Source organism: Paenibacillus sp. J31P190, from assembly GCF_059692075.1.
Window position 1 is genome coordinate 80,382 of the sequence record NZ_JCAUAS010000024.1, and the last position, 12,658, is coordinate 93,039.

Annotated in this window: 11 protein-coding genes and 1 pseudogene; 6 read left to right on the plus strand and 6 right to left on the minus strand. The window is 44.9% G+C overall.

Going from position 1 to position 12,658, the window contains the following annotated elements:
* The first annotated feature begins 19 nt into the window (after positions 1-19).
* The 3 genes from AC58U0_RS30260 to AC58U0_RS30270 all read left to right on the plus strand — a co-directional run bounded on the left by AC58U0_RS30260 (position 20) and on the right by AC58U0_RS30270 (position 2,254).
* A complete protein-coding gene (locus AC58U0_RS30260; protein WP_497382528.1) occupies positions 20-568 on the plus strand; it encodes a hypothetical protein in 549 nt (182 codons plus the stop codon).
* Between the two features lie 227 nt (positions 569-795).
* Entirely contained in the window at positions 796-1,752 is a 957-nt protein-coding gene (locus AC58U0_RS30265) for a sigma-70 family RNA polymerase sigma factor (RefSeq protein WP_497382529.1), read from the plus strand.
* A 76-nt stretch (positions 1,753-1,828) separates the two neighbouring features.
* Entirely contained in the window at positions 1,829-2,254 is a 426-nt protein-coding gene (locus AC58U0_RS30270) for an SRPBCC family protein (protein ID WP_497382530.1), read from the plus strand.
* Between the two features lie 79 nt (positions 2,255-2,333).
* Here the strand turns inward: AC58U0_RS30270 and AC58U0_RS30275 are convergent, their stop codons facing one another.
* Positions 2,334-2,750 (minus strand): VOC family protein, encoded by a 417-nt coding sequence (locus AC58U0_RS30275; protein WP_497382531.1) that lies wholly within the window; start codon positions 2,748-2,750, stop codon positions 2,334-2,336.
* Between the two features lie 386 nt (positions 2,751-3,136).
* Here AC58U0_RS30275 and AC58U0_RS30280 point away from each other — a divergent pair, with 386 nt between their 5' ends.
* A complete protein-coding gene (locus tag AC58U0_RS30280) occupies positions 3,137-3,805 on the plus strand; it encodes a hypothetical protein (protein ID WP_497382532.1) in 669 nt (222 codons plus the stop codon).
* 280 nt (positions 3,806-4,085) lie between these two features.
* The gene (locus tag AC58U0_RS30285) at positions 4,086-5,660 is read left to right on the plus strand and encodes an S-layer homology domain-containing protein (protein ID WP_261300469.1); all 1,575 of its coding nucleotides are present in this window, start codon (positions 4,086-4,088) and stop codon (positions 5,658-5,660) included.
* On the opposite strand, the pseudogene AC58U0_RS30290 reads toward AC58U0_RS30285, so the two are convergent.
* From AC58U0_RS30290 to AC58U0_RS30305, 4 genes and pseudogenes are all read right to left on the minus strand, one after another.
* Positions 5,645-6,155: pseudogene (locus AC58U0_RS30290) on the minus strand (hypothetical protein); the annotation flags it as partial. The gene AC58U0_RS30285 and the pseudogene AC58U0_RS30290 overlap by 16 nt on opposite strands.
* Before the next feature lie 1,000 nt (positions 6,156-7,155).
* Entirely contained in the window at positions 7,156-8,247 is a 1,092-nt protein-coding gene (locus tag AC58U0_RS30295; protein ID WP_497382533.1) for a GerAB/ArcD/ProY family transporter, read from the minus strand.
* A 73-nt stretch (positions 8,248-8,320) separates the two neighbouring features.
* The gene (locus AC58U0_RS30300) at positions 8,321-9,475 is read right to left on the minus strand and encodes a Ger(x)C family spore germination protein (RefSeq protein WP_497382534.1); all 1,155 of its coding nucleotides are present in this window, start codon (positions 9,473-9,475) and stop codon (positions 8,321-8,323) included.
* Between the two features lie 12 nt (positions 9,476-9,487).
* On the minus strand, positions 9,488-11,002 hold the full coding sequence (locus tag AC58U0_RS30305; protein WP_497382535.1) for a spore germination protein: 1,515 nt from the start codon (positions 11,000-11,002) through the stop codon (positions 9,488-9,490).
* 554 nt (positions 11,003-11,556) lie between these two features.
* Here AC58U0_RS30305 and AC58U0_RS30310 point away from each other — a divergent pair.
* A complete protein-coding gene (locus AC58U0_RS30310; protein ID WP_497382536.1) occupies positions 11,557-12,333 on the plus strand; it encodes a Cof-type HAD-IIB family hydrolase in 777 nt (258 codons plus the stop codon).
* Between the two features lie 87 nt (positions 12,334-12,420).
* Here AC58U0_RS30310 and AC58U0_RS30315 read toward each other — a convergent pair.
* Positions 12,421-12,658: transposase (locus AC58U0_RS30315; RefSeq protein ID WP_497382537.1), on the minus strand; the 238-nt coding region annotated here is incomplete at its 5' end.

Genomic DNA, 12,658 nt, shown 5'->3' on the forward strand with positions numbered 1-12,658 from the left:
TAATTGGGGGGTGTTTAAGGTGAAACAACTATGCTCATTGTTATTTGTATTACTATTTATAATTACTGCTTGTAGTACGGCGGCAAGCTCTAATATCGAGAATCAGAAAAAGGAAGCTATTGAGCAACAGAACACAATGCCAAAAGTAATGCCCACCGATTTCGATTTCGCGGTTCGTTTCGGATATGGTGAGATTACTAAAAATGAAATAAATACCTATCAAGATACGGTTACAAAAGATTTGATAATGAACGGGGATATAACGGCAAAAATCACTTTTACCATAGAAGAGATGCGCAGCATTTATGAGAATATGAGAGAGATAAATATCATGGGAACGAAAGAGTTGGTACCAACTAACAAGAATTGTTCTAGCATCCCCTATAATGAAGACAGTTGGAAAATTAGTGTAGATGGAGAAACAAAAACATTTACTTGGTCAGATAAAAATTGTGACGTAACGAGCGATGCAAAGCAACTACTAGGATTACGAACATTCATCCAACATATAGTTGCGGGTAAGGATTCTTATAAAGAATTACCCAAAGCTGAGGGTGGTTATGAATAAAGAAATAGAAATCCAATTGGAAAATGCTATTCAACTAACGAGGAACGATAGTTCAATCATGACATGAAGGCAGCTGGTATACGATCGGCTGCCTTTTCTATTGAAGTAACGGGCAGTTTAGCGCAACTATCCGAGTATTGGAAGCGTAAAATTTGTAGTATGGTTTTTCTGCGAAAGAGGGGGTTTGAAGTTACCGCCCTTCGGGAAGATCGTTAAGGGAGGCCGCGATGAACGAGACCGCATTTGACGAACCATTATTTGCAAGCTTGAAGCCGGGCTTAACCTCGTTCTGTTACCGAATGCTAGGCTCCATGGACGATGCGGACGATGCCGTTCAGGAGACGAGTATTCGGGTCTGGCAGAGCTGGAGCACGTTCAGACAGGATTCCTCGTTCAAAACTTGGGTCTATCGGATTGCCTCCAACCTGTGCTTGGACAAGCTGAGACAATCCAAACGCCGCGCGCTTCCCGTTGACCTGTTCGACCCGGCCGTCGCCATCGTCGAGCCGCGCGACACGCTGCCGGACTCTGCCTGGATCTGGCCGTCTCCCGACTTTGGGGGCAATCCGGAGGATCGGCTCGTCCGCAGAGATACCCTTCAACTGTGCTTCATCGCTCTCCTGCAGACCTTGCCTCCGCGGCAGCGCGCGGTACTCATTTTGAAGGATGTATTTGAATGGTCCTCCAAGCAGATCGCGGAAACGTTGGCGATGTCGCCGGCAGCGGTGAACAGCGCCTTGCAAAGAGCCCGAGAGACGATGGACCGGGCGCAGCTTCGCTCGGATGAGCTCAGCAGCATGGACGTTCAACCGGAGCAGCAGCTGCTGTCCCGGTATGTGGAGGCCTTCGAGCAATTCGATATTGCTGCGCTCGTCGCGTTGTTCCACGAGGAAGGCTGCATGTCGATGCCGCCCTTCGAGATGTGGATCCGCGGCAAGGAAGATTTGTCCGCCTTCTATTCGCTTACTCGCTGGCATTGCGAAGGTTCGCGATTTGTGCCCATTACGGTGAATGGCGGTTATCCGGCGTTGGCTCAGTATATGCCGGGCAAAGAGGGCTCTAGCCTGGTACCCTGGGGCATCCACGTCATCGTAACCAAAGAAAATCAAATCCTGCACGTTCAAAACTTCATTCATACGCCATTATTTTCGCGATTTGGGCTGCCTGAGCGAATTGACCAATGAATTTCGTCATTGGCTTTCGTCTATATCATTGAGAATAACCAAACGACGAATATCATGAGAGAGGTGTCTATTTAAAATGGAAACGAGTCAACCGACGAAAGTAACCGTGCAAGCCTTCATTCAAGCCCCTGTCGAGAAGGTATGGCGCTATTGGACCGAGCTGGATCACATCACGAAGTGGAATCAAGCGTCCGAGGACTGGCATGCGCCGAGAGCCGAAAACGATCTGCGGGTCGGCGGCAAGTTTCTGACACGGATGGAAGCGAAGGATGGCAGCATGGGCTTTGATTTTGGCGGCGTCTACGATGTCGTGAATCGGCATGAGGCGATCGGCTACACCATGGAAGACGGAAGAAGAGTGGATATTGCTTTCGTCGATCAAGGGAGTGAGACGAAGGTCATTGAAACGTTCGACGCGGAAAGCTCCAATCCCGTCGAGTTCCAGCAAGCAGGCTGGCAAGCGATCATGGACAATTTCAAAGCCTATACCGAACAAAACTAATCATCGCGAAGAAGACGCCGGGGAAGATGCCCGGCGTCTTTCTTTTTGAACCCTAGTACGAGCGTGCTCTCCGTTAGCTTTAACCTTGTGCCGCATCCATGTTCATGTAGTTAATGGCCCACAGATGGCCGTCCAAGTCCACGTAGCCCCAATGATACATGAACCCATGATATTCAGGTTCAGCGTGCAATTTCCCGCCCAAGGAGACCGCGGTATTCACGATTTCATCGACCTTTTCCCGGCTCTCGAAGGCCAATGCGATCGTCATCTGCGCATACTTGCTCGTATCGACGGATTCCTTCTCCGTGAGCGTATTAAAGAATGTTTGATTGATCAGCATGACCTGCAGGTTTTCGCCGATCACGATGGCTACCGAATTCTCGTTCTCGGGGAATTGCGGGTTGAGCTCGAATCCGAGTCCGGTGAAGAACGCTTTCGATTGTTCTACGTTTTTTACAGGCAGGTTGAAGCTCGTGAATGCGGACGTTAATGCCATTTTCAAAACACCTCTTCGTCAAATTAGTTTGTGTTCATTTATGCCTTCGTTTATATAGACGACAGCCGATCCGGGAATTCATCGGTCTCATGGATTCGGAAGCGTAAATTTTGAAAAATAACTTGGTATTGAGTTCGGATACCCGCCATTCCCGTAAGGTTGCTTATTCTTATTGTGCAGGGATATCGAGTGACGGAATGAGGGAACGGTATGGAAATTAATGATAAAACCGAAGTGCGAAAGAAAAAGTTCGAAACCGTCGCCATTTCAGTATTAGGTTAAATGTCTTTTTCATGCTTACATTTCTCCTGTTCTCTTCACTAATCGTACGTTTTGCTTATCTACAGTTCGTTGAGGGTCCGAGTCTCTAGGAACGCCAGACAAGCATGATCACGAAGGGCGTATCCATCCCGCCCATCCGCGGCAATATTTACGATTCGGCGGGACAGCAGATCGCATCTTCGATCTCAACTCAGTCCTTATACTTTACTTTCAAAACAGGCTTTAAGCAAGAAGCGGCGGAGGCGCTGGCTGCAAAACTCGTGCAGCTGTTTAACGAAAAAGGCGAAGCGAATTCCAAGCCGTTGACGACTGAGGAAGTTATCGAGGCTATGGACATCAAAGGCAGAACGCATCTGCCATTCCAACAACGACGGATCAAATCGGGACTGTCAAAAGAAGAGATCGCCTATCTTAGCGAGCACCGCGACGAGTATCCAGACATGGAGATCGTGGAGGAGCGCATCCGCCAGTACAGTCCCGACCGGGTCGCCGTTCAATTGGTCGGCTATATGAACAAGATGAAGGGAGCCAAGGAGAATCTGGACTTTTACAAAGAAATCAACGCGGATCAATCGGATCCCACGCTTAAGTATTTGGATTCCGAGGAGGTCGGCTACGACGGCATCGAGTTGATGTATCAGAAGGAGATGCGGGGGCTTAATGGTTATAAATCCTATCAAATCGACAGCATGAGCGGGATCGTCGGCGACATGAAGCTGACCAAGCCGGTCAAGGGGCAGAATCTGTATCTAACGATTAATCGCAAGGTGTAGCTCACCGCGCAGCAATCCATTCTCGATCAGATCGCGACAACCCGGTTAATTACACAGCCTGCCGGCGAGATCCTGCAGGCTGTTCAGCTAACGAGGAACTATAGTTCAATCACGACATGATGGCAGCCGGCACGATCGGCTGCCTTTGTCTGTTAACGGGCAGTTTAGCACAACAATTCCCGAAAATTTACTGCAAACGGCAGTTCATTTTTTTTGCAACAATTTCAACCAATCATACGTTTGAGGTACTGTAAGCGAAAACTCAACGAGGTGATAGAAAGTGAAATCCCGTAAAAAACTTCTTAGCTTATCCGCTGCCGCCGTATTGTCCCTTACCTTAGCTGGGCAAAGCCTTGCTGCAACTGCAGCTTTCACCGATCTGGACCAGGTTGCGGCCAAAGATAAAATTATTTCTCTACAATCGCAGGGCCTCGTATCGGGTGTCAGCAATGACCTGTTTCAGCCCAATGCTCCTCTTTCAGCTGCGCAAGGCATTCAATTGATCGTCAAGGCGCTTGGTTTGAACTTAGACGCTATCCGATTTGTAAAAGCGCCGCAGGCCACCGACTATTTTGCAAAAGCAAAAAATGACGCATGGTACTCGCAAAGCTTCATTATCGCGGCGAATAACGGCCTGAAGCTTCCTGCCGATCTCGATCCGGATCAGAAATGGACGAAAGCGACTTTCACCAAAGAATTGCTTCTTGCGCTTGACGGTCATAGCATTTTGCACATGATGAAGCTCCCGGTAATCGAGATCAAAGACAAGGCCGAAATTGCCCTTGACGATCTCGGTCCGGTCCAAGCCGCTATTTACAAAGGAATTGCAACGCTCGACGCCAACGGCAATTTCCATCCGAAAGCGGAGATTACACGCGCGCAAGCCGCTGAGATGATTTTTAACGCACTTAAATACATCCACCCTACTCCGCATCAACCTTCAGCGCCTTCATCCAACGACACTCCAAGGGATGGAAGCAGTCAACCGATGATCCCAGTCGGTGGACAAACGGGTCAAGTAGGCCAAACCGTCTATGAGAATACCCAATATGGCTTCCGTTTCACGCTGCCGGACAGTTGGAAAGGGTACACGATCGTAACGGACAAATGGGAGGGTCTTTCCGTAGGCGATGCGCAAGGCGATAAGGTCGTAGAAAGCGGCGCGAAACTCAGCATCCACCATCCCGAATGGACTGCTGAACAGCCTAGACAGGATATCCCTATTCTCGTCTTTACTGTCGACCAATGGAATGAGCTTCAGCAGGATAAGTTCCACATCGGCGCAGCGCCTATCGGACCAAGCGAACTGGCGCGCAATGACAAATACGTGTTCGCACTTCCGGCGCGCTATAACTTTGCCTTCCCTGATGGCTACCAAGAAGTGGAGGGCATCTTGAAGAGCAATCCGATTCAACCGATGATCCCAATCGGCGGACAAACGGGTCAAGTAGGCCAAACCGTCTATGAGAATACCCAATATGGCTTCCGTTTCACACTTCCGGACAGTTGGAAAAGGTACACGATTGTAACGGACAAATGGGAGGGTCTTTATGTAGGGGATGCGCAAGGCGATAAGGTCGTAGAAAGCGGCGCGAAACTCAGCATCCGCCATCCCGAATGGACCGCTGAACAGCCTAGACAGGATATCCCTATTCTCGTCTTTACTGTCGACCAATGGAACGAGCTTCAGCAGGATAAATTCCACATCGGCGCAGCGCCTATCGGCGCAAGCGAACTGATGCGCAATGACAAATACGTGTTCGCACTTCCAGCGCGCTATAACTTTGCCTACCCTGATGGCTACCAAGAAGTGGAAGACATCTTGAAGAGCAATCCAATTCAACCGATGAAGTAATCAATCTTACAAAAAAAGGTTACCCTTTGCCGTATACGGCTTAGGGTAATCTTTCTTTTTTTACTTGTCGCTATCCATCCACTGAAAGTGCCTTCGCGGTCAACGCGCTTAAACGTATGCGCGCCGAAGTAATCACGCTGCGCTTGCAGCAAGTTCGCCGGAAGTTTTTCCGACCGAATGCTGTCATAATAGGCCAGATCGGAAGCGAAAGCCGGAACCGAGATGCCGTGAGTGACGGCGATGCGACCACTTTCCGCCAAGCCGCTTGGCTGCTGAAGTAATCGTCCAGGAACAGGTTTTTCAGTTCCGGATCGCCGTCATACGCGTCCTTGATGTTTTGAAGGAAGCCTGCGAGGATAATGCTGCCGCCACGGAAGATCATCACGATGCTGCCATAATTCAGATTCCAGCCGAATTCATCGGACGCCGCGCGCATTTTCGCGAAGCCTTGGGGCGTACGAAGCGATTTTCCTTCGCGAACAGCGCTTGGCGATCTCCTTCGAGTTTATCGGAAGTACTGCAGATGAGTCATTTCTGCTAAATGGGATAGATATATTTAAGAAAAAATGGGAGAGCTCGGGTGAGACGGCTACGGTAATAGACCCAATATACAATGTAAAAAAGAACTTTACCATTTGGTCAGTTAAAAAAGAGAACGACGAAGTAATTACCTTTGCAGCTGGAGAATTTTCAAACTGTATTTGGGGGATATACACCAAGGGCTAGCTTAAACTACGAAGCTGCCGGCACGGTCGGGCAGCTTCGTTACGTTAAACGGGCAGTTATGCGTAATAAAGTGTTGGATTTATTTGGATGGTTATATATATTTACATGAGTTATGCACTTCGTGGTAATACCTGGTAATTGAGTTTTCTAAACGGGGATGTATCTGACGCGGCTATTGAAATCCCTATTGGCACGATAGGTGCAAAGAATGTGTTGCTGATTTATCACCACAATACCGATTCATGGAATGTAGTAGATTTTCAAGGACATCCCGTGGTGGACCGTAAGCCTCGGGGGATGTTACTCCGAGACCTATTATCTATGGCACATTTCTAACCAGCTAATAGTTTATCCAACATTTTTCTCTTAAGTTCTTAATGAGTAAGTCCTACTGTTAAATGGGCATACTTAATAACCCTCCGTCTAAAGCATATTTTTCATAGTCGGTAAATTGAGGAGAGAAGGATAGCTTGAAAAAGAAATAGAATTAGCATTTATAATCTCGCCCACTAGCATGCATGGTGTCACGGGAAAGGAGGGGCACTTTATCCGATGAGAATTGGCGTAGTGGAAGATGAAATGACGATGCGAAGGGGCATTGTCGAGAAGCTGCAGGGTAGTTCAAATTTATGAGTTGAACGTTACTCATCAGCATTCCTGATATGGTAAGGAGGAAGCGATGGGTAACAAAATAAAGGGATGGATTTAACAGAAGAACAAAAGAAAATGTTTAAACAAGATGATGCTATTCTACTTAGTGACGACTAGGCTAGGATATTGATGCGAGTTTCCGCCGCTTAATCATGGAAACGATCCATAATAGTAGGGGAATCCCGATCGCACAAACCGGAATCACAATCAATCTCCATAGTTCTTGCAACACTACAATTGTAGACTCATTCGGAATTAGGAGCGCAATAATAAAAATCATCGGTACGCTGAACCAGATCATTTTCCGCCAATTTCTTGTCTTGCTCAAATTCGCCAATTCATAGCTGGTAATGAACAAATAAAAGGAAATTTTAGCAAATACACCGAAAACCCATATGAAAACAATGAAGATATCGAGATTTTGAACGAAATTAAAAATATTAATGGATCTGACAAGCATGAAATAAGGAAATCTCAATTTGGCCGATACACTGGGTCCAAACACAAGCAGCACCATAATCGTTGCTATAAGAACCATGAACACCGTAATACCTACGCTTAGCATGGACGTCGAAAGCGCCTTTTTAGGATTTTGCATAAAAGAGACGATGACCAATAACACAAACGTTTCTCCGAAGAAGGAAGCAGGAGCATACGACGCTTTTATAATATTTCTCCATCCTGAATCGGAATAGACCGGTAACATTAGATGCCATTCCGTGTTGCCTACATTCAATATTAAGCTGAAAATAAATACTAAAATCGTAATGGGACCGGCTATTTCGCAAAAACGGCCTATTCCTGTAATTCCTGTCGAATAGGTCATATACGTCATTAAACCCGTCATAAGCAGCATGATGATCCATACTGGCGTATTGTTGAGCAGAATCAGATGGATAAAGTCGGCAAACGAACGCAGTACATCGCCGGCGAGGATATACCACGCGGTGAAATACGGAAGGACGATTATTCTCCCGAGCCATTTGCCCAACAATTTCTGGCTGAATACCGTCAAGCTTTGATTTGGGTGAAGTAGACTCAAACGAACAACTAAAAAAGTTATAGCTACGGCTAGAATCCCTCCAATGATAATAGAAAGCCACGCATCCTGGTTGGATATTTCGATAGCTGGCGAAATTCGCAACCAGACGGCCATGACGAATTCAATCGTTACGATTGTACAAATCATTTGCCACCCTGACAACTTCACAAGTAATTCCCTCCTACTCGACAATATTGCAATTTTTTCATCATATACTGACGATATTCGGTCCCCACCTTAATTAGGGAATGCCCATAAATGAGGTAGTCGTTTGGCCCGGGTCCTTGCATTGAAGATCAACCTCGACTGAAACAGACAGTTCAGCGAAAATCTTATTCCACTCTTGTTTCAATGCCTTCCACTTATGTGGATGTTGTTCGTGAACGCTTTGACCAAACCCGAAAATATCCGTATTATACTGCTTTTGTACTTTTTCGATGAGCTGTTTTATCGATTTCTGAGTTGTTTGACTGAGCTTATCTTGGATGATTCGCAGATCCTTTCGCTTAGTTGGATCGAGGTTCGCACTGTTTTCGACAAGTAATCCCTTTCCTGTGAGACGAACTTCAATTTGTATTTGATCTTTGACCTTTTTCGATCGGATTTGCCGATCTAATGATTGCAATTGTAAACTGACGATTCCATTTCCTTCGGGGACGAAAGCGGTGACGGTAAACCCGTTTAACCGGTCCAGAATCCAATTGGCGTAATAGGATTCTTTCGTATCTAAGAATCCCACCAATTTCATGCCATCGTCTTTGTTAAACACGGCAGTTCCCGCATATGTATACTTTTTTAAAGACGTTGAGCTGACAGCCGGCAATAAGGGATGTATGCCTTGACTCAAAGCATCCGATAAAAACTTTCGGTAAAAATAGGGTTTTAGGCCTAAAGAAGCTTGTTCATTAACCAGCGCCGTCGCTGTATAAGGATCAAAAATAGGCTCCAATGAAAGGAGGTCTTTCCCTAGACCATCTTTTACAACATAGATCGTTGAACGAAGCTCCGATTGAGGATTACGAATAAACATGTCGAGAAAGTTGCCCACTCCATGCTCGGCCATTCGCTGTCCGATGAGAATCGTCTGGCGATGACCGTAAAACAAAGCTCGGGAAATCTGAGTCTGCAAGTTTTGTCCTGCATCCATAATGTTCTTTCCGGTTGCGGACACGACGCGGAAGCTTTTTTTATTTTCACCGCCGCCGCCAGAATCTTGTCCCCCAATAACCGAGGGAATCGCGATTTGTGAACTAATTTCAAACTGTCCGTCATTCGTTAGATCTAACGCTACACCGGTAATGAATGCGAGCTGATTCGGTTCCTGAAAGTCCCAACAACCGGTTAAACACAATATCGTAAGGAGCAATGCAAAGTAAAGTTTCCACGCTCTTTTCATTGAAGATCCGCCTCATTTTTTAGGTTCATCTTGCGCAGCGAGCTTAAGAGGCCAGCGAATCAGTACGTCCTTAAGCCTTCGAGGGACAAGCGGTGCCAGCGGGGTAAGAAAAGGGGTCCCGAATGAATTTAAATGAATCAGGTGAATGAGAATCGCGATGATCCCAACTGCCAATCCAAATAATCCGAATGTTCCGGTAAGCAACAATAAAGGAAATCTTAATATCCGAAGGGGAAAACCTGCCCGATACCGCGGAATGACAAACGATGCGATTCCAGCAGCCGATACGACTATGACAATAGGCGCAGAGATGATTCCGGCGCGCACAGCAGCCTCACCGATGACTAATGCCCCAGCTAAGGTCACAAGCGGACCAATCTGTTGGGGTAGACGGATACCAGCTTCTCGTAAGCCTTCAAACATGAGCTCCATCAAGAAGACTTCAATCACCGTCGGAAATGGCGACTTTTCCCGCAGGGCGGTAATGGTAATCATCAGTTTTGGAGGAACCATCTCCGGATTAAAATTGGTTAGAGCAATATAAATAGAAGGGAAAATAACCGAAAAGAGGATAAATAGATAGCGAATCCATCGACTGAAGTTTACGAACAAAATTCTTTCATAATAATCGTCAGGTGCCTGCAATCCTCCCCAGAACGTAATCGGGGCTACAAGCACAAATGGAGATCCGTTGGTTATGATTGCAAGTTTCCCTTCAAGCATTCCAGCTGCGACCACGTCCGGCCGCTCCGTGATCCCAATTTGCGAAAAAGGCGAATAGTTATGGTCTTCGATGAGTTCTTCGATATACCCGGATTCAAGAATTCCATCGATCTGTATTCGGTTTAAACGATCTCGAATTCCATTTATTACAGTCTCGGAAGCGATTCCTTCAATATAAGAGATGACGACATCGGTCTTCGTCAAGCTTCCGATTTGTAAGGATTCCATCTTTAGCTTTGGCGTTGACAAAATCCTGCGCAGCAATGTGGTATTCGTCCGTAGATGCTCGGTAAAGCTTTCTCTGGAGCCCCGAAGGGTAATCTCTCCGGAAGATTCTTGTATGCTTCGTGTTTCAAACTCTGCCACATCCGCAAGAAGGGCAATGTCATCCCCATCGGCCAATACAGCTATATTTCCTTTTAAAATATGTTCGGCTATATCTTGAAAACAGGAAACTTTTTTGGTGTGGAGAATAGAAAAGAGCTCTTGATCAAACATCTGGGCGACATTGTCGATTGGCCCGAGGCCTTGGGGCATACCACTGTACATTAATGGTTTTAGAACGTTTGACATCATGACCTCGGCATTGATCATGCCGTCAACGTAAACAAATAACATCTTGGTGCGGCATTGAATTGTTATTTCACGAAACACAATATCCGAACAATTTTGAAATATATGTTTTAAAATTTGCTCATTCTCTATGATGCTATTGCTCAAATTTTGTTTTGGAATTTCGATGGATAAGGTATTATCACTTTGAAGTCTGTTTTTCCACAGATTAGATTTTTTAGAATCATTCATTTTTGAACCCGTCCTTCTTATTGAAACTTTTATGTAGAATACCCAATATTTTCATATTTAATTCAGGTTCATCACGAGACAAAAATTTAAAATGGGGTGGAGATTCATAGGCATGAGTTAAACTGAAAAAAAATGGAGACGGAAATCAACACGGTGGTACATCAAATCTTTTACTGTCGATAAATAAGCCAGGTTTTAGAAGAAAAAAGAGAAACGCATATGTTTGTGTCGCCGAACAAATAGGGTGTGGGTGACTAGAACGTTATATGTTCAATAAATAGCAGCGGGCTTTGCTGTTTCTTTTTATATATAATTTCAAACAACTATATTTCTAGGTAATTTATTTTATACTGAATAATGTTTAGCTAAATAGTTGTTTGAAATGAAAATTTGAATCATACACAATCTACTTGTGAATGATTGGCTAGATCTAACGCTGTTTCATTGAGCTAACGGGCAGGATAGTTCAATTAGATGTGGAATAACACTAGGGCGTAACGTATAGTTTGTATTGTAAAATAATGTACTTTCTAAAATAGGGGGATTCGTGCAGAATGTACGAAATAGTGTTTTTTGATGTTGATGGTACGTTATTTAGTGAAGTGGATAGAGTAATCCCTAATAGTACAAAAGTGGCGATTAAGAGACTTCATGAAGAAGGCATTAAGGTCGTAGTTGCAACAGGTAGACCGCACAATTTATGTGAAGAACTAGTATCGCTAGGTATTGATACAGTAATCTCATCTAATGGCGCTCTTGTGAAAAACCAAAGCGAAGTTATTTATAAATCCGTAATATCTCAAAAGACTGTTCATGAACTGTCGAGTTTTGCCGAGTTACACGGACAAGGTATTTCCTACTTTACAGATTCAATTTCAATGAACGGGATCGGAGTAGAAGAGAAGCGTGTTAGAAATGCTCTAGCAGAGACCCTTGGTCTTGTCGATTATCCTAGCAAATTAAACACACTTCCAGAGGAGATTTACTGTATATGTTTGTATGCTGATGAGAGTGAAGCTGAAAAATTTATTGATAACTTTCCGCAACTTCAGTTTGTACGTTTCCACGGTTATGTAATAAACATCCTTGAAACTCAAATTGTTTCTAAATCGCAAGCAATCAAAAGAGTGCTGGATTATTACAAAATTGACGTTTGCAATTCAATTGCATTTGGAGATGGTGGAAACGATTTGGATATGTTAGAGTTTGTAGGTTTGGGGATTGCTATGGGAAACGGTGATGAAAAGCTTAAGCAAAAGGCAGATTTCGTTACCAAAAAAGCAAGCGAAGATGGTATACACTATGCTCTGACCCAGTTCGGAATAATATAGTTCAGCAATCCATCATTTAACTAACGGGTAACGATAGTGAAGGAGCTTGCCTCGTGAAGTGACCCCCAAAAGTTAGACAGTATATAGTTAGACTGCCTTTAGCGCATGAGTTCGGTATTGTACCGGGCTCATGCCTTTTAGTTTTGCCTTTATTCGTTTATGGTTGTAATAGTGGATATATTGATCAAGTTCTACTTTGAATTGCTCAATGCTATCAAATTCTTCTATATATAAAAACTCGGATTTTAGGATCCCAAAGAAATTCTCCATAACAGCATTGTCGTAACAGTTCGCTTTACGTGACATGCTCTGTGTTATGCCTTGT